At 70.4% G+C, this 26029-nt stretch carries 26 protein-coding genes; 20 read left to right on the plus strand and 6 right to left on the minus strand.

What is annotated here, in order from left to right; all coding sequences use genetic code 11:
- The first annotated feature begins 74 nt into the window (after positions 1-74).
- From rpsO to ACIA5C_RS15435, 7 genes are all read left to right on the plus strand, one after another.
- A complete protein-coding gene (rpsO, locus tag ACIA5C_RS15405) occupies positions 75-344 on the plus strand; it encodes a 30S ribosomal protein S15 (protein ID WP_221378653.1) in 270 nt (89 codons plus the stop codon).
- A gap of 163 nt (positions 345-507) precedes the next feature.
- The gene (locus tag ACIA5C_RS15410; RefSeq protein WP_396054836.1) at positions 508-2886 is read left to right on the plus strand and encodes a polyribonucleotide nucleotidyltransferase; all 2379 of its coding nucleotides are present in this window, start codon (positions 508-510) and stop codon (positions 2884-2886) included.
- Between the two features lie 9 nt (positions 2887-2895).
- Positions 2896-4230, plus strand: a complete 1335-nt coding sequence (locus tag ACIA5C_RS15415; RefSeq protein ID WP_396054838.1) for a M16 family metallopeptidase — start codon at positions 2896-2898, stop codon at positions 4228-4230.
- A gap of 68 nt (positions 4231-4298) precedes the next feature.
- Complete coding sequence (locus ACIA5C_RS15420) at positions 4299-5210, plus strand: phosphatase PAP2 family protein (RefSeq protein ID WP_396055615.1); 912 nt, start codon at positions 4299-4301, stop codon at positions 5208-5210.
- A gap of 4 nt (positions 5211-5214) precedes the next feature.
- Positions 5215-5949: a 4-hydroxy-tetrahydrodipicolinate reductase gene (gene dapB / locus ACIA5C_RS15425; RefSeq protein WP_396054840.1), complete on the plus strand. Its 735-nt coding sequence runs from the start codon at positions 5215-5217 to the stop codon at positions 5947-5949.
- Between the two features lie 20 nt (positions 5950-5969).
- Positions 5970-6407, plus strand: a complete 438-nt coding sequence (locus ACIA5C_RS15430) for a hypothetical protein (protein WP_396054842.1) — start codon at positions 5970-5972, stop codon at positions 6405-6407.
- On the plus strand, positions 6404-7297 hold the full coding sequence (locus ACIA5C_RS15435; RefSeq protein WP_396054844.1) for an MFS transporter permease: 894 nt from the start codon (positions 6404-6406) through the stop codon (positions 7295-7297). The genes ACIA5C_RS15430 and ACIA5C_RS15435 overlap by 4 nt, the downstream gene beginning before the upstream one ends.
- Positions 7298-7611: 314 nt before the next feature.
- Here the strand turns inward: ACIA5C_RS15435 and ACIA5C_RS15440 are convergent, their stop codons facing one another.
- The 3 genes from ACIA5C_RS15440 to ACIA5C_RS15450 are packed head-to-tail and all read right to left on the minus strand — an operon-like array spanning position 7612 to position 9134.
- The gene (locus ACIA5C_RS15440; RefSeq protein ID WP_396054846.1) at positions 7612-8031 is read right to left on the minus strand and encodes a thiol-disulfide oxidoreductase DCC family protein; all 420 of its coding nucleotides are present in this window, start codon (positions 8029-8031) and stop codon (positions 7612-7614) included.
- A complete protein-coding gene (locus tag ACIA5C_RS15445) occupies positions 8028-8606 on the minus strand; it encodes a GNAT family N-acetyltransferase (RefSeq protein ID WP_396054848.1) in 579 nt (192 codons plus the stop codon). The genes ACIA5C_RS15440 and ACIA5C_RS15445 overlap by 4 nt, the downstream gene beginning before the upstream one ends.
- 9 nt (positions 8607-8615) lie before the next feature.
- Positions 8616-9134, minus strand: coding sequence for a GNAT family N-acetyltransferase (locus tag ACIA5C_RS15450; protein WP_396054850.1), 519 nt, complete (start codon positions 9132-9134; stop codon positions 8616-8618).
- A 36-nt stretch (positions 9135-9170) separates the two neighbouring features.
- On the opposite strand from ACIA5C_RS15450, the gene ACIA5C_RS15455 reads away from it, so the two are divergent.
- The 6 genes from ACIA5C_RS15455 (at position 9171) to ACIA5C_RS15480 (ending at position 15888) form a co-directional block, all read left to right on the plus strand.
- A complete protein-coding gene (locus tag ACIA5C_RS15455; RefSeq protein WP_396054852.1) occupies positions 9171-10409 on the plus strand; it encodes a winged helix-turn-helix domain-containing protein in 1239 nt (412 codons plus the stop codon).
- Between the two features lie 44 nt (positions 10410-10453).
- Positions 10454-11077, plus strand: a complete 624-nt coding sequence (locus tag ACIA5C_RS15460) for a DUF2752 domain-containing protein (protein ID WP_396054855.1) — start codon at positions 10454-10456, stop codon at positions 11075-11077.
- A gap of 26 nt (positions 11078-11103) precedes the next feature.
- Positions 11104-11997, plus strand: a complete 894-nt coding sequence (gene dapA, locus ACIA5C_RS15465; protein ID WP_396054857.1) for a 4-hydroxy-tetrahydrodipicolinate synthase — start codon at positions 11104-11106, stop codon at positions 11995-11997.
- Between the two features lie 72 nt (positions 11998-12069).
- The gene (locus tag ACIA5C_RS15470) at positions 12070-13758 is read left to right on the plus strand and encodes a ribonuclease J (RefSeq protein ID WP_396054859.1); all 1689 of its coding nucleotides are present in this window, start codon (positions 12070-12072) and stop codon (positions 13756-13758) included.
- Between the two features lie 99 nt (positions 13759-13857).
- Positions 13858-15465: a S1 family peptidase gene (locus ACIA5C_RS15475; protein ID WP_396054861.1), complete on the plus strand. Its 1608-nt coding sequence runs from the start codon at positions 13858-13860 to the stop codon at positions 15463-15465.
- Positions 15466-15474: 9 nt separating this feature from the next.
- Complete coding sequence (locus tag ACIA5C_RS15480; RefSeq protein ID WP_396054863.1) at positions 15475-15888, plus strand: DUF2784 domain-containing protein; 414 nt, start codon at positions 15475-15477, stop codon at positions 15886-15888.
- Here the strand turns inward: ACIA5C_RS15480 and ACIA5C_RS15485 are convergent.
- Positions 15785-16207: a YbjN domain-containing protein gene (locus ACIA5C_RS15485; RefSeq protein ID WP_396054865.1), complete on the minus strand. Its 423-nt coding sequence runs from the start codon at positions 16205-16207 to the stop codon at positions 15785-15787. The genes ACIA5C_RS15480 and ACIA5C_RS15485 overlap by 104 nt on opposite strands.
- Before the next feature lie 67 nt (positions 16208-16274).
- Between ACIA5C_RS15485 and ACIA5C_RS15490 the strand changes: the two genes are divergently transcribed.
- On the plus strand, positions 16275-18821 hold the full coding sequence (locus ACIA5C_RS15490) for a DNA translocase FtsK 4TM domain-containing protein (RefSeq protein WP_396054867.1): 2547 nt from the start codon (positions 16275-16277) through the stop codon (positions 18819-18821).
- A 43-nt stretch (positions 18822-18864) separates the two neighbouring features.
- Here the strand turns inward: ACIA5C_RS15490 and ACIA5C_RS15495 are convergent, their stop codons facing one another.
- On the minus strand, positions 18865-20103 hold the full coding sequence (locus ACIA5C_RS15495; protein WP_396054869.1) for a glycosyltransferase 87 family protein: 1239 nt from the start codon (positions 20101-20103) through the stop codon (positions 18865-18867).
- Positions 20104-20150: 47 nt separating this feature from the next.
- Between ACIA5C_RS15495 and rimO the strand changes: the two genes are divergently transcribed.
- The 6 genes from rimO to ACIA5C_RS15525 all read left to right on the plus strand — a co-directional run bounded on the left by rimO (position 20151) and on the right by ACIA5C_RS15525 (position 25213).
- Positions 20151-21665, plus strand: coding sequence for a 30S ribosomal protein S12 methylthiotransferase RimO (rimO, locus tag ACIA5C_RS15500; RefSeq protein ID WP_396054871.1), 1515 nt, complete (start codon positions 20151-20153; stop codon positions 21663-21665).
- Entirely contained in the window at positions 21662-22258 is a 597-nt protein-coding gene (pgsA, locus tag ACIA5C_RS15505) for a CDP-diacylglycerol--glycerol-3-phosphate 3-phosphatidyltransferase (RefSeq protein ID WP_396054873.1), read from the plus strand. Before rimO ends, pgsA begins: the two co-directional genes overlap by 4 nt.
- Positions 22248-22727: a CinA family protein gene (locus ACIA5C_RS15510; protein WP_396054875.1), complete on the plus strand. Its 480-nt coding sequence runs from the start codon at positions 22248-22250 to the stop codon at positions 22725-22727. Before pgsA ends, ACIA5C_RS15510 begins: the two co-directional genes overlap by 11 nt.
- A gap of 159 nt (positions 22728-22886) precedes the next feature.
- Complete coding sequence (locus ACIA5C_RS15515; protein WP_396054877.1) at positions 22887-23282, plus strand: helix-turn-helix domain-containing protein; 396 nt, start codon at positions 22887-22889, stop codon at positions 23280-23282.
- A 295-nt stretch (positions 23283-23577) separates the two neighbouring features.
- Positions 23578-24435, plus strand: coding sequence for a PspA/IM30 family protein (locus ACIA5C_RS15520; protein WP_396054879.1), 858 nt, complete (start codon positions 23578-23580; stop codon positions 24433-24435).
- Between the two features lie 16 nt (positions 24436-24451).
- Entirely contained in the window at positions 24452-25213 is a 762-nt protein-coding gene (locus tag ACIA5C_RS15525; RefSeq protein ID WP_396054881.1) for a hypothetical protein, read from the plus strand.
- Here the strand turns inward: ACIA5C_RS15525 and ACIA5C_RS15530 are convergent.
- Entirely contained in the window at positions 25210-26001 is a 792-nt protein-coding gene (locus tag ACIA5C_RS15530; protein WP_396054883.1) for a DNA-formamidopyrimidine glycosylase family protein, read from the minus strand. The genes ACIA5C_RS15525 and ACIA5C_RS15530 overlap by 4 nt on opposite strands.
- Positions 26002-26029 lie beyond the last annotated feature (28 nt).

Here is a 26029-nt window from a genome sequence, read left to right on the forward strand (position 1 = left end):
TCATGCCTCCGCGAGCCTGCCCGACGCCGCGGGTGCGGAGGCTTTACAGCCGGCAACACAGAATCACGGAGAACATGGCGCTCGATCAAGAGACCAAGACCAAGATCATCGACGAGTACAAGGCGCAGGACGGCGACACCGGCTCCCCCGAGGTCCAGGTTGCGATGCTCACCAAGCGGATCGCCGACCTGACCGAGCACCTCAAGGTGCACAAGCACGACCACCACAGCCGGCGTGGCTTGCTGCTGCTGGTCGGCCGCCGCCGCCGACTGCTCAACTACGTTCAGAAGAAGGACATCGCGCGCTACCGCACGCTGATCGAGCGGCTCGGCCTGCGCCGATGACGTGACGGGGGAGTGGCCCGCGGGCCACTCCCCCGTGCTTTACCACCCATGGACCCGGACCCCGGTCCTCGGTAGTGGTTCCCAGGCGGAGACTCCTGGGCGCTTCGATCGAAGACCGGCCAAAAGAGAACCGGGTCCTTCGATGAAGGAGTACCGCACCAACATGACAGAGCAGACTGCTCTCGGGACCTCAGCTTTGGGGAACATCGTCCGCACCGCTGTGATCGACAACGGGTCGTTCGGCACCCGTGAGATTACTTTCGCAACCGGCCGGCTGGCCAAGCAGGCCGCCGGCTCGGTCGTCGTCCAGCTGGGCGAGACCGTCGTCCTCTCCACGACCACGGCCAGCAAGGCGCCGAAGGAGCACTTCGACTTCTTCCCGCTGACCGTCGACGTCGAGGAGCGGATGTACGCCGCGGGCCGCATCCCCGGCTCGTTCTTCCGCCGCGAGGGCCGACCGAGCGAGGACGCGATCCTCACCTGCCGCCTCATCGACCGGCCGCTGCGCCCGTCCTTCACCAAGGGCCTGCGCAACGAGGTCCAGGTCGTCGAGACGGTGCTCGCGCTCGACCCGCAGCACCCCTACGACGTCGTCGCCATGAACGGCGCCTCGATGTCGACCAAGCTCTCCGGCCTGCCGTTCAGCGGTCCGGTCGGCTCCACCCGCGTCGCGCACGTCGAGGGCCAGTGGGTCAACTTCCCCACCCTCGAGGAGCTCGAGCGGGCCACCTTCGACATGGTCGTCGCCGGCCGCGTCACCGCCGAGGGCGATGTCGCGATCATGATGGTCGAGGCCGAGGCCACCCCGGACGCGATCAAGCTGATCTCGGCCGGTGCGCCCGCCCCGACCGAGGAGGTCGTCGCAGGCGGCCTCGAGGCCGCCAAGCCGGCCATCCGGGAGCTGTGCCGTGCGCAGAGCGAGCTGGCGGACATCGCCGCCAAGCCGGTCGCCGAGTTCCCGGTCTTCCTGGACTACCAGGACGACGTCTACGCGGCGGTCACCGAGGCCGTCCGCGAGGAGACCGCCGAGGCGCTGAAGATCGCGGCCAAGCAGGAGCGCGAGGAAGCCCTCGACCTGGTCAAGGCCAAGTCGCACGAGCTGCTCGACGAGCGCTTCGAGGGTCGCGAGAAGGAGATCAGCGCGGCGTTCCGCTCGGTCACCAAGTCCGAGGTCCGTCAGCGCGTGCTGCGCGAGCAGATCCGGATCGACGGCCGCGGCCCGCGCGACATCCGTCCGCTGTCGGCCCAGGTCGGCGTGCTGCCGCGGGTGCACGGCTCGGCGCTGTTCGAGCGGGGCGAGACCCAGATCCTGGGCGTCACCACGCTGAACATGCTGCGCATGGAGCAGGCGCTCGACACCCTGGCGCCCGAGAAGCACAAGCGCTACATGCACAACTACAACTTCCCTCCCTACTCGACCGGTGAGACCGGCCGGGTCGGGTCGCCGAAGCGCCGTGAGATCGGTCACGGCGCGCTGGCCGAGCGGGCCCTCGTGCCGGTGCTGCCGTCGCGCGAGGAATTCCCGTACGCGATCCGCCAGGTCTCCGAGGCGCTGAGCTCGAACGGCTCGACGTCGATGGGCTCGGTCTGCGCATCGACACTGTCGCTGCTGAGCGCGGGTGTGCCGCTGAAGGCCCCGGTCGCCGGCATCGCGATGGGCCTCATCTCGGACGAGGTCGACGGCAAGACGCAGTACATCGCGCTGACCGACATCCTGGGTGCCGAGGACGCGTTCGGCGACATGGACTTCAAGGTCGCCGGCACCAGCGAGTTCGTCACCGCGCTGCAGCTCGACACGAAGCTCGACGGCATCCCGTCGGACGTGCTGGCGGCCGCTCTGCAGCAGGCGCACGACGCCCGCGCGACGATCCTCGGCGTGATGGCCGACGCGATCGCCAGCCCGGCCGAGATGTCCGAGTACGCCCCGCGCGTCACCTCGGTCAAGATCCCGGTCGACAAGATCGGCATGGTGATCGGCCCCAAGGGCCAGACGATCAACGCGATCCAGGACGAGACCGGCGCCGACATCTCGATCGAGGACGACGGCACGATCTACGTCGGCGCGACCAACGGCCCGGCAGCCGAGGCCGCGGTCGAGCGGATCAACGCGATCGCCAACCCGACGATGCCCAAGGCCGGCGACAAGTTCCTCGGCACGGTCGTCAAGACGGCCGCGTTCGGCGCCTTCATCTCGCTGCTCCCGGGCCGCGACGGCCTGCTGCACATCTCCAAGGTGGGCGACGGCAAGCGGGTCGAGCGGGTCGAGGACTACCTCAACGTCGGCGACAAGGTCGAGGTGTCCATCGCAGACATCGATGGCCGCGGCAAGATCTACCTCGACAAGGTCCGTCCCGAGGGCGAGGAGGCCCCGGCCGCTCCGGCCTCCGCCTCCGCCTCCGCCCCCGCCTCCGCCGAGGGCGGCCGTCCGCCTCGCGAGGACCGCGGTGACCGCGGCCCCCGCGGCGACGGTGGTGAGCCGCGTCGCCGGCGCCAGCGCTCCGGTGGCGAGCGGGGCGGCAACAGCGGCGAGCGCCGCGAGTAAGCGAAACCTGTGACAACGAGTTCCTCCCGCGGGCCGGCCGAGAGGCCGGCCCGCGGCACTACCAGGACCCTGCAGGACGGCGTGAAGCGCACGATCCTGCCCACTGGTCTGCGCATCGTCACCGAGGCCATCCCGACCACCCGCAGCATCGCGCTCGGCGTCTGGGTCGGCATCGGTTCCAGAGACGAAACCCCGGCCATGTCCGGCGCCTCGCACTTCCTCGAACACCTGCTCTTCAAGGGCACCCACAAACGCACCGCCCTGCAGATCTCGGCCGAGATCGAGGCGGTCGGCGGCGAGACCAACGCCTTCACCACGAAGGAATACACCTGCTACTACGCGCGGGTACTGGACGACGACCTCGCGCTCGCGGTCGACGTGATGGTCGACGCGGTCGCCGACTCGATCCTCGACCCGGCCGACGTCGAGACCGAGCGCGGCGTGATCCTCGAAGAGATCGCCATGCACGAGGACGAGCCCGGCGACGAGGTGCACGACATCTTCACCGAGGCGATCTTCGGTGATCACCCGCTGGGCCGGCTGATCTCGGGCACCGAGGAATCGATCACCCCGATGACCCGGACCCAGATCCACGGTTTCTACCGGCGGCGTTACACGCCGCCCAACATCGTGGTCGCGGCGGCCGGCAACCTCGAGCACGCGGCGGTCGTACGCCTGGTGCGCAAGGCGCTGGCCGGCACCGCTCTGGACGCTCCGTCCGCGCCGCCCTCGCCTCCGAGGCGGGGCAGCAAACGGGTGCCGACCCAGAAGCCGCACACGGTCGTCCGCAACCGCGACACTGAACAGGCCCACGTGGTGCTCGGCGGTATCGGCATCGGCCGTCCCGACGAACGCCGGTTCTCCCTGGGTGTGCTCAACAACGTGCTCGGCGGCGGCATGTCAAGCCGTCTGTTCCAGGAGATCCGGGAGAAGCGCGGCCTCGCCTACTCGGTCTACTCGTACGCAAGCCAGTACGCCGACGCGGGTGTCTTCGGCGTCTACGCCGGCTGCGCGCCGGGCAAGGTCGAGGAGGTGCTCGATCTCATCCGGGCCGAACTGGCCGCGGTGGCAGCCGACGGGCTGACCGCCGAGGAGGTCGCGCGCGGCCGCGGCATGGTCAAGGGCTCCTACGTGCTCGGCCTGGAGGACACCGGCTCGCGGATGAGCCGGCTCGCCAAGTCGGAGCTGCTCTACGGCGACCTGATGAGCGTCGACGAACTGCTCACCCGGGTCGACGCGGTCACCGAGGAGGAGGTCCGCAAGGTCGCCCGCGACCTGCTCGACCAGCCGATGACGCTGGCCGTGGTCGGTCCGTTCGACGAGGCGGCTTTCACCGCCCGTTAACCTTGGACCCCGTGACAGCCCTGGACGCCCCGCCCGGCACTCCCGATTCCACCGACCCGCCGCTCGATCTGCGCAAGCGGCGGGTCATCGGTCTCGCGATCTGGGTGGCGGCGTTCGCGGCTTTCGTGGCTGTGGTCGGCATCCCGACCAGCGATCCGCTGGAGGCGTTCGGCTGGCTCTGGCTGGCCACCATCGCGTGGCGCAACCACCGGCCCTGGCGCGAGCATCTGAGGTTCCTGCGCGACTGGCTGCCGGTGGTGGCGCTCCTGGAGATCTACAACGTCACCCGGGGCTCGGCCGACAACCTGTTCGCCCCGCACATCACCCCGATGATCCGCTTCGACGAGTGGCTGTTCGGGTGGTTCACCGGCGGCCACATCCCGACGATCTGGCTCCAGCAGCACCTCTACCACCCCGGCCACGTGCAGTGGTGGGAGGTGGTCGTGACGCTGATCTACACCTCCCACTTCCTGACCGTACCGACCGTCGCGGTGATCCTCTGGCTGCGCAACCGCGGCCTGTCCTACCGGTTCATGCGGCGCTGGGTGGTGCTCAGCGTGGCCGGCCTCATCACCTACTTCCTGTACCCGGCGGCCCCGCCCTGGTGGGCCTCGACCTACGGCTATCTGGCCCAGCCGGTGGCCCGCATCTCGACCGACGGCTGGTCGGCGCTCGGGCTGCACAGTGCCGGCAACACGCTCAACGCGCTGCAGGCCGACCAGTCCAACCTGGTCGCGGCCATGCCGTCGCTGCACACCGCGTACGCGATGATGGCCGCCGCCTTCTTCCTGCCGATGGTCCGCCGCCGCTGGTGGCCGGTGCTCCTCGCCTACCCGCTCGCGATGACCTTCACCCTGGTCTACACCGGCGAGCACTACGTGGCCGACGTGCTGGTCGGCTGGCTCTACGTGGGCCTGACCTTCCTGTTCGTGGGGCTGGGGGAGCGCTGGTGGGAGCGGCGCCGGGCTGCGTTAGGTTGACCCGGTGATTCGCGTAGGTGTCTTCGGCGCCCAGGGGCGCATGGGTTCCGAGGTCTGCAAGGCGGTCGACGCCGCCGACGACCTCGAACTGGTGGCGGCGATCGACCAGACCGACGATCGGTCCGGCGCGGCGGCAGCCCAGGTGGTCGTCGACTTCACCACCCCCGACGTCGTGATGGGCAACCTGGAATGGGCCATCGGCCAGGGAATCCATGCGGTGGTGGGCACGACCGGCTTCACCGAGCAAAAACTTGCTTCCGTACGCGGGTGGCTGTCGTCCCAGCCGTCCGTCGGCGTGCTGGTCGCCCCCAACTTCGGCATCGGCGCCGTGCTGATGATGCAGTTCGCGGCGAAAGCGGCCCGCTACTTCGAGTCGGCCGAGATCATCGAGCAGCACCACCCGCGCAAGCTGGACGCCCCGAGCGGCACCTCGGGCCACACCGCCCGGCTGATCGCGGCGGCCCGCGCCGACGCCGGACTGGGCCCGATGCCCGACGCGACCAAGGAAGAAGCGCCGGGCGCCCGCGGCACCGATGTCGAAGGCGTGCGGGTGCACTCGGTGCGGGCGGCCGGCCTGGTCGCGCACCAGGAGGTGCTGTTCGGCACCGGGGGCGAGACGCTGACGATCCGCCACGACTCGCTCGACCGGGTCTCGTTCATGCCCGGCGTGCTGCTCGCGGTCCGCGCCATCGTCAGCCACCCCGGCCTCACGGTCGGCCTGGACGCCTTCCTCGACTAGGCCGGGTAGGTTGTCGTCCGATGAATGGACTGACCCTGCGCGGCCGGTGGATCCGGGTCGCGTTCACTTTTGCCGCCGCCGTCCTGCTGGTGTGGGGCACGTTCTGGGGCGACGACGACGACTTCCCGTTCGGCCCCTTCCGGATGTATGCGTCGGCCCCCGGCCCGAACCAGGCGGCCAAGGACTCCCGGGTCGAGGGCGTCGACGTCACCGGCAAGGTGGTGCCGCTGACCGAGACCAACTCCGGCATCCGCCGGGCCGAGATCGAGGGCCAGGAGGGTGCGTACGTCGCGGACCCCGCGCGGTTGCGCGAGGTCGCTGACGCGTACGCCGTACGCAACCCGGCCGCCCCCGCGCTCCGCGAGGTCCGTCTCGTCATCCGGTGGCACGGCGTGAAGCACAGCCGTCCCACCGGCACCTGGACCGACCAGGTCATCGCCGATTGGGTGAAGTCGTGAAGTGGCTGTTCGAGCCGGTCCCTCGCTCCCGGATCGCGGCGTTCCGCACGCTTGTCTACCTGTTCGTCGCCGCCGACATGGTGATCTTCACGCCGTGGGTGCGCGCGCACGCCGACACGCCGGGGTCGCTGTACCGCCCGCTGCTGATCGGCCGCCTGCTGCCGCTGCCGACGCCGACCGCGCTGATCGTGCACACCGTCTTCTGGGTGCTGCTCGTCCTCACTCTGCTCGCGGCCACCGGGCGGGCGCCGCGCCTGCTCGGGTGGGCGGTCTTCCTGCTCTACTTCGAGTGGATGATCATCGCGATGAGCTACGGCAAGGTCGACCACGACCGGTTCGGGTTCCTGGTCGCGCTGGCCGTCCTGCCGACCGCGGGCCGCGCCCGCCACGGTGATCGCACGCTCTCGGAAGCGGGCGGCTGGGCGCTCCGCGTCACTCAGATCGCCGTGATCTGCACGTACTTCCTGGCCGCGTGGGCGAAGCTGCGCATCGGCGGGCCGCACTGGTTCACCAGCTCGGTGCTCGCCCAGGCGATCATCCGCCGGGGCACTCCGCTCGCCGACGTGATCGCCTCGGTGCCCGGCCTGCTGATCGTGTCGCAGATCGGCATCATCTCGTTCGAGCTGCTCAGCCCACTGATCTTTGCGGTGCCGAGGCGGCTGCGAGGCTGGGTGGTGGCGTTCTTCTACACGTTCCACCTGATGACCTTCGCGACCATCACGATCTCGTTCATGCCGCACCTGATCGCGCTGACCAGCTTCCTGCCGCTGGAGAGGGTGCGACCAATCGTCTGGGCCCGGCGCCGCTTCTCCGCCGACGAGCCACCAGCCGACCCGGAGCCGGCGAATGCCGTTCCAACCGAGGCGGCCGCCGCACCGGGCAGCGCCTGACCACATCGGTCGCCGAGGCAGCACCCCCGGCCCGCTTGTGCTTCGTCCGGCCGTTCCTGTCCGGCCGTTCCTGTTCCAGCCGTCCCTGTCCGGTTCCGGCCGTTCCAGTTCCGCCGTTCCAGTTCCGGCCGTTCGAGTTCCGGCTTCCTGCCGTTCCCGTTCCTGTCGTTCTTGTTACGGCCGGTCTTGGCCGGCGGCGGTCGTCCGGGTCTTGGTTGGCGGCGGTCGTCCGGGTCTTGGCCGGCGGCGGTCGTCCGGGTCTTGGTTGGCGGCGGTCGTCCGGGCCTTGTCAGGCGGCGGTCGTCCGGGCCCTGTCAGGCGGCCTCGGGGGCGGCGCCGCCGGTGCCGTAGAGCAGGTCGCGCTGGGCCTGGGGCAGCGAGCACGCGGCGGTGCCGCCGGGCAGCAGGTGCCGGTGGTCGGCCACCCAGTGGTAGGCCGGCCAGGCCGCGAGCCGCACCGGACCCAGCTGGAGCGCACCACCCGCGAACTGCCAGAACCGCCCCGCGTCGCGCAGCATCAGGGCGATCGCATCGGGGCCGGCCGCGACCCGGCCGTCGTCGCCGACCCACTGCACGGCCGACTCGCACTGCTCGACCGTGAGGCCGAGCGCGTCGAGATCGGCGAACTGCCACGGCACCACTCGGGCGCGGGTCGGGATGCGGCGCTCGATGAACTCGGCGCACGTGGTGCAGAACGAGCAGTCGCCGTCGTACACGAAGGTCGGCTTGATCATTCTTCGGTTTCTCCGTCTGGGCTGATCGCGACGTGGAACCTCACCTGGGGCACGAGCATGTTGTCGACGTCGAGCGCCCGCCCGACCCCGTCGGGCTCCCACCCGGCCGAGGCCAGGAACTTCTGCATCGCCTTGTCCTGCTCGTAGGCCCAGGCCACCGCGGTGGTGAAGCCGTCCTCCCGCCACAGGTCGACGACCGCGGCGAGCAGCCGGCTGCCGTGCCCGCGGCGCCCCCAGCGCGGCTCGATCAGCAGGTCGGTGACGGCCGCCACGTCGTCGGCGAGCGGCGGCTCCTCGGGTGCGAGCGCCTGCTCGTCGGCCGGCCCGGCCGCCGCGAAGCCGACCACCGCGGTCGAGGCGTCGCTCTGCTCGACCGAGATCAGCACCCGGTGGCGGCTGCTCGGCGCCGACTCGATCGCCTCCGACCAGCCCCGCGTCAGGTAGGCCTCGTCGAGGCCGGCCAGCACGTGCGGCGGGAACATGCGCCGGTAGGACGACCGCCAGGTCGAGAGCTGGATGCGTGCGATCTCCGCCGCGTCTTCCGGACGGGCGGGGCGGACGAAGCCGAGTGCCATGCCGGAAGCCTACAGAGCCATCGCGTAGCGCAGTTCGGGCAGTTCGACCCGGTAGCCGCGCGGGATCCAGACCTCGCGTTCGCCGTCCGGCGACATGCCCTGGCGCTCGTAGAAGCGCCGCGCCCGGTGGTTCTCCTCGAGCACCCAGAGCCGCATGCCGGGGAAGCCTGCCTTGGTCAGCCGTTCCCGGGCCGTCGCGAACAGACGGTGCCCGGTGCCGTTTCCCCACTCGCCGGGGTCGATGTAGATCGAGTAGAGCTCGCCCATCGACGGGTCGACGACGTCCTTCTCCGGCCGGTACGGCCCGAACACGGCGTGTCCGACGACCCGCCCGTCGTCGACCGCGCACATCGCGCCACCGCCGGGTGGGACGGCCGTGTAGCGCCGCCGTGCCGCGAATTCGGCCGGGTCGAGCGAGGCGAGGAATTCCTCCGGAACGATCCCGGCATACCCGGACTGCCAGGAGCGGACGTGGACGCGGGCAACCGCGTCGATCTCATCTTCGGCGATGGGCCGGATCTGAAGCATTCCCAAATTGTCGTACCCCCGCTCTAAGGTTTTTCCGTGGCAGTTCCCGACTCGCTCTCTCTGGCCCAGGCCCGCCGCATCACGCTGGCCGCGCAGGGCTTCACCGACCCCAAGCCGGGCGGCGCCACCGACCTGCGCCACCTGCGGCGGGTGCTGCGCCGGCTGCACCTGATCCAGATGGACTCGGTCAACGTCCTCCAGCGGGCCCACTTCATGCCGCTCTACAGCCGCCTCGGCCCCTACCCGGTCGAGTTGCTCGAGCGGGCGGCCTACCGCAAGCCCCGCGAGCTGTTCGAGTTCTGGGGTCACGAGGCCTCGCTGATCACCACCGACCTCCAGCCGTTGTTCCGCTGGCGGATGGACCGGGCGGTCGACTTCGCCTGGGGCGGGATGCGCAGGCTCGCCGAGGAGCAGCCCGGCCTGATCGCCCGCGTGCTCGAGGAGGTGCGCCGCCGCGGCCCGATCACGGCTGCCCAGATCGAGGACGACACACCCCGCAGCAAGGACAACTGGGGTTGGAACTGGTCGGCCACCAAGCACGCGCTCGAGTGGCTGTTCTACACCGGCCAGATCACCGCGGCCGACCGCACCACCTCGTTCGCCCGGCGCTACGACGTGCCGGAACGCGTGCTGCCACCGGCGGTGCTCGATGCGCCCACCCCGTCGCCGGCCGATGCGTTCCGGGCTCTGGTCGAGCTCTCCGCGCGCTCCCTGGGCGTGGCCGCCGAGCCCGAGCTCCGTGACTACTTCCGGCTGCCGGTCGACGGCTTCAAGCAGGCGGTCGCGGAGCTGGTCGAAGACCAGGTGCTGCAACCGGTCACGGTACCGGGCTGGAAGCAGCCGACCTACCTTCATCACGAGGCCAGGCTGCCGCGCTGGGTGCGGGCGGCCACGCTGGTCAGCCCGTTCGACCCGCTGATCTGGGAGCGGGGGCGCACCGAGCGGCTGTTCGGCATGAACTACCGCATCGAGATCTATGTGCCGGCCGCACAGCGGCTCTACGGCTACTACGTGCTCCCGTTCCTGCTCGGCGACCAGCTGGCGGCCCGGGTCGACCTCAAGGCCGACCGTAAGACCGGGGTGCTGCAGATCCCGGCGGCCTGGCTCGAGCCGTCCGCGGGCCAGGAGGAGACCGCGGTCGCGCTCGCCGCCGAGCTGCACCGGCTGGCCGGCTGGCTGGGCCTGCATTCGGTCGCCACCCCGGAGCGCGGCGACTTCGCGGGTCCGCTGACGGCGGCCCTCAAAGCCCACGCCGAGATCGGCGACCACCCCTGATCGGTGCCGGATCGCGATCGACCGGCCGGTGTAGCGTGGCGGCCATGAGCAGTGCGACTTCGGCGGACGGGCTTGCCTTCTCGCCGGGCTCTCTTCCTACCGCGCCGGCCGCTCTGACACCGGATCCGGGATCGTTCCCGGCCGAGCTGGCGAGCCAGCCGATGCAAGGTCCGCCGGTGCCGCCCGAGTGGCTGGCCTACTGGGCCGCGCAGCAGCCCCGGCAAGATCGCCTGACCCGGTTGGTCCAGCGCATCCGGCACCGTTCGCCGGTGTGGGTGGCCCCGGTCGCGATGCTCGTCTGCATGGGCGGCGCGGTCGGATACACGCTGCTCAGCCACCCCGAGCGGGCCGACGCCGGCGCCGCACCGACCTGTCTGCTCAAGCTGACCACCGGCTTCAACTGCCCGGGCTGCGGCGGCACCCGCGCCGCGTGGTATTTGCTGCACGGCAACATCCCGGCCGCCGCCCGGCACCATGCGATCTTCACCTTCGCGGTGCCGTTCCTGCTTTACATGTACGTGGCCTGGGCCGGGCGCCGCCTGTTCAACTGGAAGCTGCCGCAGCTCACCATCAGCCCGCGGGTGATGGTCGGCTTCATGGTCGTCTGGGGAGTCTGGAGCGTGCTGCGCAACCTCCCCTGGGCCCCGTTCACCGCCTTCTACGTCTAGGGTTGGCGTCCGCTAGGTTGGTGGGTATGACGCACGACCCGCGACCCTTCGGCCGGCTGCTGACCGCCATGGTCACTCCGTTCGCCCCGGACGGCTCCCTCGATGTCGAGGGCGCGGCGAAACTGGCCTCCTACCTCGTCGACGAGCAGCGCAACGACGCTCTCGTGATCAGTGGAACCACCGGCGAGTCGCCGACCACCACCGACGCGGAAAAGGACCGGCTGCTGCGGGCCGTGGTCGAGGCGGTCGGCGACCGGGCCCAGGTCGTGGCCGGTGTCGGCACCAACAACACCGCACACACGATCGAGCTCGCGCACGCCGCGGAGAAGGCCGGTGCCCACGGCCTGCTGGTCGTGACCCCTTACTACAACAAGCCCCCGCAGGCCGGTGTCGAGCGGCACTTCCGGGCCGTCGCCGACGTGGTCGGCCTGCCGATCCTGGTTTACGACATTCCGCACCGGGCCGGTGTGGCGATCGCCACGGAGACGATGTGCCGGCTCGCCGAGCACGAGCGCATCGTCGGGGTGAAGGACGCCAAGGGCGACCTCATCGCCAGTTCCTGGGTGCTTGCCCGCACCGACCTGGCTTACTACTCGGGCGACGACGCCGCCACCCTGCCTCTGCTGTCGATCGGCGGGGTCGGGCTGGTCGGCACGTCGACCCATTTCACCGGGCCGATCGCCAAGGAGATGATCGAGGCGTACGAGCGGGGCGACACCGCCGCCGCCCTGGCCTTGCATCGCCGGGCGATGCCGCTGTTCACCGGCATCTTCCGGGTCCCGGGGACCATGCTGGTCAAGGCCGGGCTGCGCGCCCGCGGCCTGCCCGCGGGCCCGGTCCGGTCGCCGCTGGTCGACGCGAGCGAGCAGGAGCTGGGCCAGTTGCGGCTGGATGCCTCGGCGGCCGGCCTCACCCTCTAAAAGACGTATGGGCCGGGCCCCCGGCCTGAGACAGGGCCGGCGCTCCGGCCTGAGACAGACAGAAAGACGCGAATGAGTCAAGCACACGTGGAGCTGGATCCGCCGCCGCCGCTGCCCGAAGGCGCCTTGCGCGTCATCCCGATGGGCGGCCTCGGGGCGATCGGCCGCAATATGACAGTGCTGGAGTTCGACGGCAAGCTTCTGGTGATCGACTGTGGGGTGCTGTTCCCCGACGTGGAACAGCCCGGGGTCGATCTCATCCTGCCCGACTTCAGCTCGATCCTCGACCGGCTCGACGACGTCCAGGCGATCGTGCTCACGCACGGCCATGAGGATCACATCGGCGCGGTTCCCTATCTGCTGGCCCACAAGGCCGACATCCCCCTGGTCGGGTCCGAGTTCACGCTCGCCCTGGTCGAAGCCAAGCTGGCCGAGCGCCGCCTGGACCCTTACACGTTGACCGTGCGGGAGGGGCAGACCGAGCGGCTGGGCCCGTTCGAGTGCGAGTTCTTCGCGGTCAACCACTCGATCCCGGACGCTCTGGCGGTTGCCGTGCGCACCCCGGCCGGCCTGGTGCTGCACACCGGTGACTTCAAGATGGACCAGGTGCCGCTGGACGGCCGCATCACCGACCTGGCCGGTTTTGCCAGGCTCGGCGCCGAGGGCGTCGATCTGCTGCTGTCCGATTCGACAAACGCCGAGGTGCCCGGGTTCGTGGCGCCCGAGCGGGAGATCGGCCCGGTGCTCAGCTCGATCTTCGGCAAGGCCCGTGGTCGCATCATCGTGGCCAGCTTCGCCTCGCACGTGCACCGGGTCCAGCAGGTGTTCGATGCCGCCTGGGAGTACGACCGCAAGGTCGCGCTGATCGGCCGTTCGATGGTCCGCAACATGGGTATCGCCCGCGACCTGGGTCTGCTGCACGTGCCGGAAGGCCTGCTGGTCGGTCTCGACGAGGCGACCAACCTGCCGCCGGACGAGATCGTCTTCATGTCGACCGGGTCGCAGGGCGAGCCGATGAGCGCGCTCGGCCGCATGTCGACCGGCGATCACCGGCACATCACGATCACGCCGGGTGACACGGTCGTGCTGGCCAGTTCGCTGGTCCCGGGCAACGAGACCTCGGTCTACCGGGTCATCAACCAGCTGTCCCGGGCCGGCGCCACCGTCGTGCACAAGGAGACGGCCAAGGTGCACGTCTCCGGCCACGCCCCGGCCGGTGAGCTGCTCTTCCTGCTCAACGTGGTGCGACCTAGCAACCTGATGCCGGTGCACGGCGAGTGGCGGCATCTGCGGGCGCACGCCCAGCTGGGCGTCGAGTCGGGTGTCGCGCCCGACCGGGTGGTGCTTTGCGAGGACGGCGACGTCGTCGACCTGGTCGAGGGTCATGCCCGGCACGTGGGCCGGGTGGAAAACCGGTACGTCTATGTCGACGGTCTCGCGGTCGGCGACGTCAGCGAGTCGCTGCTGACCGAGCGGCGGATCCTGGGCGACGGCGGGTTCATCTCGGCCACTGTGGTGATCGATTCGGTGACCGGCAAGGTGGTCGGCGAGCCGAGCGTGTCGGCCAAGGGCTTCTCGGAGGACCCCGAGGCGTTCAGTCCGGTCATTCCTCTGCTGACCGCGGCCCTGCACAAATCGGCCGAGGACGGCATCGCCGACCCACACCAGTTGCAGCAGGTCGTACGCCGGACGGTGGGCCGCTGGGTCAACGACGCCTATCGACGGCGCCCGATGATCGTGCCAACGGTCGTCGAGGTCTGAACCCTTTTCCACCGAAGTCCGTACTTCTGGTCACCGGTGCCGCCCCCACGGCACCCGTGGCGAGGGGAGTACTCGACGATGCAACGCAGACGGACCGCCATGGCGCGACGCCAACGGACCACCGTGGCGCAACGCCGGAAGATCGCGGTGGCGGCCGCGGTCGTGGCGGCGGCCGGAGCGGCAGTGGCTTTCACGCTGCCGTCGATGGCCGGCACTACTCCGCAGTCCGCCGCCAAGGCGCCGGGCGGAAGTGGTGGCGTTTCTCCGCAGATCCTTGCGGCGATGCAGCGTGACCTGGGCCTCAACGCCGATCAGGCGGCTGCCCGCCTGAAGCGGGCCAAGTGGGCGAGCGGGGTCTCGGCGAAGCTTTCGGCCGAGACCGGCAGTGACTTCGGTGGTTCGTGGCTCGCGCCGGACGGCACCACGTTGAAGGTCGCGGTCACCAACGCCGACGCGGCGACGGCGGCCAAGTCGGCCGGTGCGGTGCCGGTGATGGTCAAGCACAGCGAGCAGACCCTGGACGCGGCGAAGGCCAGGCTCGACGCGGCGAAGGCCGACGCCAAGAACCTCAGCGGCTGGTACGTCGACGTGACGACCAACAAGGTCGTCGTGGTGGCCAAGCCGGACGCGGCCGCCAAGGCGAAAGCGTGGGCCGAGAACGCCGGTGTGGACGGCGTCAGCGTGGTGACCAGCAACGCGTCGCCCAAGCCGCTGCTCGACCTGAACGGTGCCGACCCGTACTTCATCTCGCTCGACGGCGGCACCGCCCGCTGCTCGATCGGATTCTCGGTCGAGGGCGGCTTCGTGACCGCGGGTCACTGCGGCGCTCCCGGCGACAAGACGTCCGACCAGCAGCAGGGCGCGATGGGCGCGGTCAAGGCGTCTATCTTCCCGGGTGACAACGACGAGGGATTCGTGGCGGTCACCGGCGGGCAGACTCCGCAACCGTTCGTCAAGGACGACAAGGGCAACCTGCTCCCGGTGGCGGGCAGCACCGAGGCGCCGGTCGGCGCGGCGGTCTGCCGTTCGGGTTCGACCTCCGGCACGCACTGCGGCACGATCGAGGCCAAGAACCAGACCGTGGTCTATCCGGAAGGCGCGGTCACCGGCCTGACCCGCACCAACGCCTGCGCTGAGGCCGGTGACTCGGGCGGCCCCTGGCTCGCCGGTGACCAGGCCCAGGGCGTGACCTCGGGCGGTTCCGGCGACTGCACGGTCGGCGGCGAGACGTTCTTCCAGCCGGTCAACGAGATCCTGGCGATCAACAACCTCACGCTGCTGACCACGGGCGGCGGCGACAGCGGCGGCGGGGCCAGTGCTCCGGCGACCGAGCCGACCAGCGCGGTGCCGACCGAGGAGCCGACCGAGGAGCCGACCACGCCGCCGACCGACGCGTCGGCGGCCTGCGCCGACCAGGCCGTGCAGCGGCAGGGCTCGCTGAAGAAGGGCCATGCCCAGGCGCAGCCGGACGGCAACGCGTTCCGGGCCAACGCCGGCAAGCAGACCGCCTGCCTGGACGCGCCGGACGGGGCCGACTTCGACCTCTTCCTGCAGAAGCTGAGCGGCAACCGGTTCCACACGGTCGCCAAGGCGACCGGTGCCGGCGACAAGACGCTTGCGGTGCAGGCACGCTCCGGCATCTACCGGTACGTCGTGGTCGACAACTCCGGCAGCGGTGACTATGCCCTGGGGTTCACCACCCCGTAACGTAAAAAGGTGGTTTTCGAAGCCGTCGCGGATGCCGCGGTCGCCGCCCATTTCGGGTTCCTGGCGCTCGGCGTTCTCGGCGGCTTCGTCGCGTGGTGGTGGCCCCGGCTGCTCTGGGTGCAGATGGTCGCCGCGGCCTGGCTGGTGCTGGTGGTCGCGGCGAGCCTGCCGTGCCCGCTGACCTGGGTCGAGGACCGCGCCCGCGAGCGGGCCGGGAGGCCGCCGCTGACCGGCGGCTTCCTCGACAATCACGTGGCCGGCGTCTTCTTTCCACACGGCCACGAACGGGCGGCGCAGATCGTCGCCGTCCTGGTGGTGCTCAGCTCGTGGGCCGGTCTTGTCGTAGTGCGGCAACGGCGTCGGCGAGCTGACAGCCCGTCGCCACCCCGCAGATCACGACCTGATCGAGCTGTTCCGCGCTGACGCCGTGCTCCCAGTCGGCCACGACCTCGCCGATCACGCTGGCCGTCCCGTCGTCGTTGACGTGCACGTACGCCTTCGGCCACAGCTGGTCGTGGTTCCATGCGTTGCAGAACTCGTAGAGCCGGCGGACGTCGTCGATGCCGAAGACGTGCTGCACCATCGCCCGGATCTGGAGGATCTGGCGCCCGGCACCGAGCCGGAAGAAGTAGATCAGGTTGCCCTGGAAGTTGCCGGCGACGTCACCGTCCTCGTCGACGAAATAGCGGAAACCGCGGGCGGTCAGCGCATCGGTGATCATTTCTTGGCTCAGGGATTGCACCCGACGATCCTAATGGCCACGGTGCGCCTTCCCGGCCGGCGCGACTCGGGGCACTACGGTGATGGATATGGCGGGCCGAACCTCTCCGGCGAGCCGGAGCCGCGCCACGTCCACGTCGCGTGGCGCCGCGACCAGTCGTGCCCGGCAACCGGCCCGCAAGGCCGCGGCCAAGCCGACAAAGACGACGACCCGGACAAGGCGCCCCCAAGCGCGCCGCATCGCCCGCCCGAGCGCGGGGGCGGTCCTGGCCAACGGCGTCGGCCGGGGCCTCGGCGCGATCTGGATGGGTCTGGCCCACAGTGTCGGCTGGGCCGCCCGCGGCGTCGGGCGACAGGCCGCGACGGCCAAGGAGATCGACCCCGAGCACCGCCGCGACGGTGCCGGGCTGCTCATGCTGGGCCTCGCCATTCTGGTCGGGGTCGGAGTGTGGGCGGGCAGCGCCGGACCGGTCGGCAAGTGGCTGGCCGACTCCACCCGGCTGTTCTTCGGCAGCCTGGCCGTGCTCCTGCCGCTGCTGCTGCTCTACGGCGCGGTGCGGCTCATGCGCAAGCCGGCCGACCCCGAGCACCGCGGACGCACCGTGGTCGGCTGGAGTGCCCTGGTCGTCTCGACCGCGGCCCTGCTCCACCTGGCCCAGCACCCGCGCGACGACATCGGCATGGACCGGGCCGGCGGCCTGCTCGGCTACGGGGTGGGCGAGCTGCTCGAGCACGCGGTCACCGTCTGGGTCGCGGCGCCGCTGCTGGTGCTGCTGTTCGTCTTCGGCCTGCTGGTCATCACGGCGACCCCGATCTCCAAGGTCCCCCAGCGGTTCCTGCTGCTGGTCGACGTGCTGCTCGGCCGCTCGACCGACCGCGCGCCGCTGCCCGAACCGTCGATCGACGACGCCGAGGACGACCTCGACGTCGAGCTCGACGAGGAGCCGGTCAAGCCCCGGCGGCCGTCCCGCCGGCGGCAGGGTTCGCTGGCCGACCTCGGGCTGGCCGCGGCGGAGCCGGACGACGACGACCTGATCGTGCACGACACGATCGCGATGCCCAAGGTGCCGGCCGGCCGGAAGAAGGCCGCGGCCCCGCCGCCGCCCGAGCACAACGAGCCGCTGCCGACGCGGGCCGAGCAGCTGGACATCTCCTCGCTGGCCGGCGACTACCGGCTGCCGCCACCCAACCTGCTCGCCCAGGGCCCTCCGGCGAAGGCCCGCAGCCGAGCCAACGACGAGATCATGGCCGCGCTGACCGGGGTGTTCGAGCAGTTCAACGTCGACGCGGTCGTCACCGGCTTCACCCGCGGCCCGACCGTCACCCGCTACGAGGTCGAGATCGGACCGGGCACCAAGGTCGAGCGGATCACCCAGCTGTCGCGCAACATCGCGTACGCCGTGAAGTCGCCCGACGTGCGCATCCTGAGCCCCATCCCGGGCAAGAGCGCGGTCGGCGTCGAGATCCCCAACACCGACCCGGAGAACGTCTCGCTCGGTGACGTGCTCCGGTCGCGGGCCGCCACCGCCGACCACCACCCGATGCTTGTCGCGCTGGGCAAGGACATCGAGGGCGGCTTCGTGGTGGCCAACCTGGCCAAGATGCCGCACATCCTGATCGCGGGCGCGACCGGCGCGGGCAAGAGCTCCTGTCTCAATTCGATCCTGGTCTCGCTGCTCTCCCGGGCCACCCCGGACGAGGTCCGCCTGCTGCTGGTCGACCCGAAGCGGGTGGAGATGACGTCGTACGAGGGGATCCCGCACCTCGTCACGCCGATCGTCACCAACCCGAAGAAGGCGGCCGACGCGCTCGAGTGGGTCGTCCGCGAAATGGACATGCGCTACGACGATCTCGCGGCCAACGGCGTACGTCACGTCGACGACTTCAACCGCAAGGTCCGCAGCGGCGAGATCACCGCGCCGCCGGGCAGTGAACGGGAGATGAAGCCGTACCCCTATCTGCTGGTGATCGTCGATGAGCTGGCCGACCTGATGATGGTCGCGCCCCGCGACGTGGAGGACTCGGTCGTCCGCATCACCCAGCTGGCCCGGGCCGCCGGCATCCACCTGGTGCTGGCCACCCAGCGGCCGTCGGTCGACGTGGTCACCGGCCTGATCAAGGCGAATGTGCCGTCCCGGCTCGCCTTCGCCACCTCCAGCCTCGCCGACAGCCGGGTCATCCTCGACCAGCCGGGCGCCGAGAAGCTGCTCGGCCGGGGCGACGGCCTGTTCCTGCCGATGGGCGCCTCCAAGCCGACCCGCATCCAGGGTGCCTGGGTCGACGAGAAGGAGATCAAGGCGGTCGTCGAATTCTGCAAGGACCAGCGCGATCCGGAGTTCAGCGAGGGTGTCACCGAGGCGCCGCCGAGCAAGAAGAAGCAGATCGACGAGGAGATCGGCGACGACCTCGACGTGCTGGTGCAGGCCATCGACCTGGTGGTGAGCAGCCAGTTCGGCTCGACCTCGATGCTTCAGCGCAAGCTGCGGGTCGGCTTCGCCAAGGCGGGGCGCCTGATGGACCTGATGGAGACGCGGGGGATCGTCGGGCCGTCCGAGGGTTCCAAGGCCCGCGACGTGCTGATCAAGCCGGACGAGCTGGAGGAGACGCTGGCCGCGCTCCGCGTCGACGGCGATTAGGGCGTACCGGAAAGGCCGGCGTCGTCCGACGCCGGCCTGACCGCTAAGCGTTGGCCAGCACCTCGGTCACCGGGTCGTCGGCGGCCGCTCGGGCCGCCGGAACCCGGGCCTTTCCGGAGCCGGGCGGGTCGGCCGCGGGCTGCGCCGCGTCGCGCACCACGTGGTACGCGACGACGATCAGCGCGGCGAGCATCAGCGTCGACGGGACCGTCATCGGCAGGGTCGCCTTGGTCCAGTGGAAGAGGTAGGGCAGGTAGGACAGGAACGACGCCGATTCCACGAGCAGCGCGACGTACCAGAGGCGGGGCCGGAAGAAGACCAGCGCGACCGCCATCACGTCGGCCAGGAAGAAGTAGCGCTCATGCATGCCGGCCAGCAGGAACGGCACCATGATGGCGAAGAGCGCGCTCACCGTGACGATCCGGGCCCTGGTGAGTTCGACCCGGCGGACGATCAGCACGTAGTAGATGCCGAGGATGAGCGCGACCAGGAAGATCTCGCCGAGCTTCTTGATCGAGTCGATCCGGTCCGGTGAACCCGGGATGAAGTTGTAGATCGACGGCGCCTGGTAGGTCAACCTGGTGATCCACTGGCTCTGCCGGCTGGGCGAGTAGATCGTCAGCAGCTCACCCGGGCTGCGGCCGAGGAGCAGGGCCGGCACGTCCAAGGCGAGGTAGACCGCCGGGACGGCCAGCAGCGAGCGCCAGGGGATCCGCCCGGCCAGCAGCAGCAGGCCGACCAGCGGGAAGATGAAGACCCCCTGCGGCTTGAGCGAGAGCGCGACGCCGCACATCGCGAGCCCCCACCAGGGTCTGCCGCGGAGCAGGAAATAGAGGGCGCCGACGCAGAACGACGCGTACATGTCGTCGATCTGCCCGTAATAGGAGGCGTTGAGGATCACGGTCGGGACGAAGACCATGATCAGCGCCGCGATCACCGGGATGCGCCGGCCCGGCCAGGCCAGCCCGACGAGCTTGTACGTGAAGAACGCCAGCACGACGTCGAAGACCATCCAGACCAGCTTGATCTTGACGATCAGCGACCCGGGCAGGTACGTGGCGAACAGCAGCAGATACAGAAACGGCGCGTTGTAGTTGCCGATCTGTTTGCTCAGGCCCCGCCAGCCGCCCGCCGTGACCAGCTGATGGGACCAGGTCTCGAAGATGACCATGTCGCCGGTTCGCTGATGCAACCCGACGAGCCGGGCGAGCAGGGCAAGGCCGGCGAGCGCGACAACCAGCAGCCACTCGACTCGAACGACCGGTTTCAGGGGGATGGGCACAATCGCGGGACACTAGCGGCAGTCGTTTAATGGGATCTGAATTTTCGATGGCGTCCGAGCGGGGGACGGCCGTGCGTGGCGGGACCGGTAACCTTGGCCGGGTGTCGGTTACCCCTGCCCCCCGCCGTGTCGCCCTTCTCACCCTCGGCTGCGCCCGCAACGAGGTCGATTCCGAGGAGCTGGCCGCACGCCTCGATGCCGGCGGCTGGCAGGTCAGCACCGACGCCGACGGCGCCGACGTGGTGCTGGTCAACACCTGCGGCTTCGTCGACAAGGCAAAACAGGACTCGATCGACACGCTGCTGGCCGCGGCCGACACCGGAGCCAAGGTGGTGGCGGCCGGCTGCATGGCCGAGCGGTACGGCAAGGAGCTGGCCGACAGCCTGCCCGAGGCGTCCGCGGTGCTCGGCTTCGACGACTACACCGACATCGCGTCCCGCCTCGACGGCGTCCTCGCCGGTGAGGAGCACGTCGCCCACACCCCGCGTGACCGCCGCGAGCTGCTGCCGATCACGCCCGTCCAGCGCCAGGCGGCCAAGGTCGTGGTTCCGGGTCACGCCACGGTCGACGAGCACACCCCGGCCCACCTGCGCCAGGTGCTGCGCCGCCGCCTCGACTCGGGCCCGGTCGCCAGCCTCAAGCTGGCCAGCGGCTGCGACCGCCGGTGCGCGTTCTGCGCGATCCCGGCCTTCCGCGGGGCCTTCGTCTCGCGCGACCCGCAGGAGCTGCTGGCCGAGGCCGAGTGGCTGGCCCGGACCGGTGTGCGCGAACTCGTGCTGGTGAGCGAGAACAGCACGTCGTACGGCAAAGACCTGGGCGACCCGCGAGCGCTCGAGAAGCTCCTGCCGCAACTCGCCGCGGTCGACGGCATCGTCCGTGTCCGGGCGAGCTACCTCCAGCCGGCCGAGACGCGGCCCGGCCTGGTCGAGGTGATTGCCGCGACGCCCGGCGTCGCCGCCTACTACGACCTGTCCTTCCAGCACTCGAGCGAGCCGGTGCTGCGCCGCATGCGGCGTTTCGGCTCGACCGAGCGGTTCCTGGAGCTCCTGGAGTCGGCCCGCAAGCTGGCACCCGAGGCGGGTGCCCGCAGCAACTTCATCGTCGGCTTCCCGGGCGAGACCGAGGCCGACGTCGACGAACTGGCCCGCTTCCTGACCGACGCCCGCCTCGACGCGATCGGCGTCTTCGACTACAGCGACGAGGACGGCACCGAGGCCGCCGGCCTCAGCGGCAAGATCGACGAAGACACCGTCAAGCGGCGGTACGACCGGATCACCTCGCTGGCCGAGGAGCTGTGCGCCCAGCGGGCCGAAGACCGGTTGGGTTCGCTGGTCGAGGTGCTGGTCGACATCGTCGACGACGACGAGATCGAGGGCCGGGCCGAGCACCAGGCCCCCGAGGTCGACGGCTCGACGACCTTGGTTTCCGGCGAGGCCGCTGTCGATCTGGCCGCTCTGCGGCCGGGCGATCTCGTACGCGCGCGGGTCACCGCCACCGAGGGCGTCGACCTGGTGGCGGTGCCGGTCGAGATGATCTCCGCGGCACCGGTGTCCTCGCGGTGACCGAAGAACCGGTTCCGGTCACGACGACCCGGGTGGTGTCGCCGTACAACCCGGCGAACGTCCTCACCGCGGTCCGCATCGTGCTGGTCCCGGTCTTCCTGGCTCTGGTGATCGCCACGTCGCTGCAGGGCACCGGCCCGCGCATCGTGTCCTGTCTCGTCTTCTGCGTCGCCTCGGGTACCGACTTCCTCGACGGCTGGATCGCCCGCCGCTGGTCGATGGTCACCTCGTTCGGCAAGGTCGCCGACCCGATCGCCGACAAGGCCCTCACCGGCACCGCTCTGGTGCTGCTCGCGGCGTACGACCGGGTGTGGTGGTGGGTGGTGATCGTGATCCTGGTCCGGGAGTGGGGGGTGACCGCGCTCCGGTTCTGGGTGATCCGTTACGGCATCATCCCGGCCAGCCGCGGCGGCAAGCTCAAGACCGTCCTGCAGATCGCCGCCATCGCGTGGTACCTGTGGCCGGTGCCGCACCCGGCCGACCTGGTCGGCCCGTGGCTGATGGGTGCCGCGCTGCTGGTGACCGTGGTGACCGGCGGCGACTACGTGGTGCAGGCGTTGCGTCTGCGACGGGAGGCTCGTGGTGCTCGCTAGCGACGTCGTCCGTCTCGTCGCCGCGCGGGGCGAGACGTTTGCCACGGCCGAGTCGCTGACCGGCGGGCTGGTCGCTGCCACCGTGGTCGAGGTTCCCGGAGCCAGTGCGGTCTTCCGGGGCGGGCTGGTGGTCTACGCGACCGACCTCAAGCACGCGCTGGCCGGCGTACCGGAAGATCTGCTGGCCGAACGCGGCCCGGTCGATCCCGATGTGGCCCGGGCGCTCGCCGCCGGGGCCCGGCGGCGGTGCGGCGCCGACTGGGGCCTGGCCACCACCGGTGTCGCCGGCCCCGACCCGCAGAACGGCATCCCGCCCGGCACGGTTTACGTGGCGGTCGACGGGCCCTCGGGCGGTGAGGTCCTCCGGCTCGCGCTCACCGGCGATCGGGCAACCGTCCGCACCGAAAGTGTGACTCGCGTCCTGCGCTTGTTCGCTGAGCGCATAGCGGTCGCACCGGCACGGGCGTGACCAGGGAATGTTCCAGTGATCACCGTGGTTGTCGAGGTACCGGCATCCGAGGGGTACTCCCGGAATTCGGCGGGGCGGGATGTCGGCGTCGCCCGCAACGGGTACGGTTGCGGGAAGCCTCCGGCGGTTGCCGGTGGCCCCGCCGCAGGAGGAGGTGCCATGGTCCTGCTACGCCGGGTTATCGGCGACGCACTTCGGGCGCGCCGGCAGGGGCAGCACCGCACGCTGCGCGAGGTGTCCACCGCCGCGAATGTCAGCCTGGGGTACCTGTCCGAGATCGAGCGCGGCCAGAAAGAGGCGTCCAGCGAGTTGCTCGCGGCTATCTGCGAGGCTCTGGGCGCACGCCTTTCCGAGTTGCTGGGCGAGGTGAGCGACACGCTTTCCCTGGCCGAGGACATGGACGGCGTGCTGGTTCCGGTCGAGGAAAAGCCGAGCCCCGTCAAGAACGTGACGACCGACGGCAAGGTGTCCGTCTCGGTCCGCCAGGACTCGCCGCTCAAGGCGACTCTGCGGACCACTCGCAAGCCGCGGCGCGACGTCGTCTACGCGGCCTAGTAACCCCCGAGACCATCCGGCCGGGCTGTCCTCAGGGCGGCCCGGCTGCTTTGTTGGTCTTGGACGGGTTCTGGATGCCTCGGGGATCGCACCGAGCCGCGACTGCGCGTAGCCTCGAAGCCTGGGGAAAGAGCCCAGGGGAGACCCTGAGATCACCCCGAGGTCACGTGACGGCAGTGGCGTCGAGCTGACACGATGGGCTCCACGGGTGGTTCGTAAGCCCGGCCATCGCCTCAGCTCGTCGATCTGCGTCGGTGGCGGTTCCGACTGAGCGACATTGAGGGGATACCGCGATATGGCGAATCCGTTCGTCAAGGGCTGGCGCTACATGATGGCGCTGTTCGGCGCCAAGATCGACGAATACGCCGACCCAAAGGTGCAGATCCAGCAAGCCATCGAGGATGCGCAGCGGCAACACCAGGCGCTCGTGCAGCAGGCGGCGGCCGTCATCGGCAACCAGCGGCAGCTGGAGATGAAGCTGTCCCGCCAGATGTCCGAGGTCGAAAAGCTGCAGGGCATGGCCCGGCAGGCACTCGTGCTGGCCGATCGCGCCCGCGCCCAGGGCGACGAGGCCGAGGCCCAGAAATACGAGTCGACCGCGACAACCCTCGCCACCCAGCTGGTCTCCGGCGAGCAGTCGATGGAAGACCTCAAGACCCTGCACGACCAGGCACTCGGTGCGGCCGGCCAGGCCCGCAAGGCGGTGGAAAACAACGCGATGGTGCTCCAGCAGCGCATCGCCGAGCGTTCCCGTCTGCTGAGCCAGCTGGAGCAGGCCAAGATGCAGGAGACGGTCGCCAAGTCGCTCGAGTCGATGTCGTCGCTGGCCGCGCCGGGCAACACCCCGTCGCTCGACGAGGTGCGCGACAAGATCGAGCAGCGCTACGCGAGCGCGATGGGCCGGGCCGAGCTCGCGTCCAACTCGGTCGAAGGCCGCATGCTCGAGGTGCAGAAGTCGAGCCTCGACATGGCCGGTTCCTCGCGGCTCGAGCAGATCCGGGCCAGCATGGCGGGCGAGCAGCTCGGTGGCCCGTCGGCGACGCCCGCGGTCGAGCAGGGCACCCCGGCGTCCGACCCGGCGAGCGTGGCCCGGCTCGACGAGATCCGCGCCAGCATGAACCAGAAGCGGGGCGACACCACCGCCGCCGGCTGAAACTGATCAAAGGGGGATGGCGGTGGACGAGCGCACCAGACACTTCAGGCGCCTCAAGCGGCTCCGCAACTCGGCACGTCGCTGGAGCGTCCTCGGGGGCGGTCTGACCGCGGCCGCCGCCGTCCTCACGCCGTACGCGGGCATCGGCCTGCCCGACGCGATCTGGGCCGGCACCGCCGGTGCCTCGGTCGCGCTGGCCTGGTGGCGCTGGAGCGACCACCGGGCGCTGGCCGCCCTTCCGCCGCCGCCCGCGCCGGACCCGGCTCTCGCCGGGCAGCGCCTCACCGCGGCGATCGAGCGGTTCCCGGCCGGACGCACGTTCCTGCACGAGGTGCGGCGGCAGCGCAACCGCTACGCGTTGCGCGGCTCGGCGATCACGCAGGCGTGGGATCGTCTCGACCGCGCGTCGTCGACATTGGTCGGTCTGGCCGGCCGGCTGCACGGGCCGGGCGAAGAGGCGCTGCTCGAGGCGGCGACGGCCGAGCACTGGCTGCGTGACCTCGGCCAGCGGGTGGCCAGCGTCGAAAAGGCGATCCCGCTCAGCCCGCCCGACCAGCGACCCACTCTCGAACAGTCGCACGCGAGCCTCGCCGAACAGTTCGTCGAGGGTGTCGAGGCCTACGAGCGGCTGGTCGCGGCGGCCGCGAGCTACGTCGCCGAGGACGGCCATCCGGTGGCCGACATGAAGCATCCGGCCTTCTCCAGCCTGATCGACGCCACCGACCGGCTGCGCGGGCTGGCCGAGGGGCTGTCCGAGCTCAAGCGGCCCGCCTTCTAGTCCGTCCGGGGCTGGCACCGCGGGCACCAATAGGTGATCCGCTCGTCGGTGTCGGCCTTCTCGATCGCGGTGCCGCAGCGGCGGCAAGGCTGGGCGCGCCGGCCGTACACATAGCTGGTCGTGCCCCGGCGCAGCGAGCCGGTCGTGGTCTGGGTCCAACGGCCCCGGTTGGAGGCGACGAGCTTCTGCGCCAGCTCGACCATGCCGGTCAGGTCGCCGACCTTGGCCACCGGCGTCCACGGCCAGACCCCGCGCAGAAAGAGCGTCTCGGCCTTGTAGAGGTTGCCGATGCCGGCCAAGTTGCGCTGGTCGAGCAGGGCCTCGGCGACGGTCACGTCGGGTCTGGCGGAGATGCGGCGCACCGCCTCGGCCGGATCCCAGTCGGGGCCGAGCAGATCGGGCCCGAGGTGCCCGACCAACCGCTCCTCGTCGGCGGTCGGGATCAGCGCCACCTCGTGCAGGTGGTAGCCGACCGCGACCGAGCGCGCGGTGCGGACGACGACCCGGATCAGGTGCGCGGGGCGGCCGCTCCACCGCTCGCCCGGCGCGTACGCCCGCCAGGCGCCGTCCATCCGCAGGTGCGAGTGCAGGGTGCGCGGCGTCTCCCCGGTCTTCGTCAGCCGCAGCAGCAGATGCTTGCCACGGCTGCCGGAACCGGCCACGGTCCAGCCCGCCAGCCGGGTGGTCGCGAGTTGCGGCACCCGGAAGTCGGAACCGGTCAGCACATCACCGGCCAGGGCTCGTTCGAGCACACGAGCCGTGTTCCAGACGGTGTCCCCCTCGGGCATGCATCCATCTTGCCGTGCGTCAGCCGGG

The organism is Actinoplanes sp. NPDC051343 (assembly GCF_044455125.1).
In the GTDB taxonomy this organism is placed as follows: domain Bacteria; phylum Actinomycetota; class Actinomycetes; order Mycobacteriales; family Micromonosporaceae; genus Actinoplanes.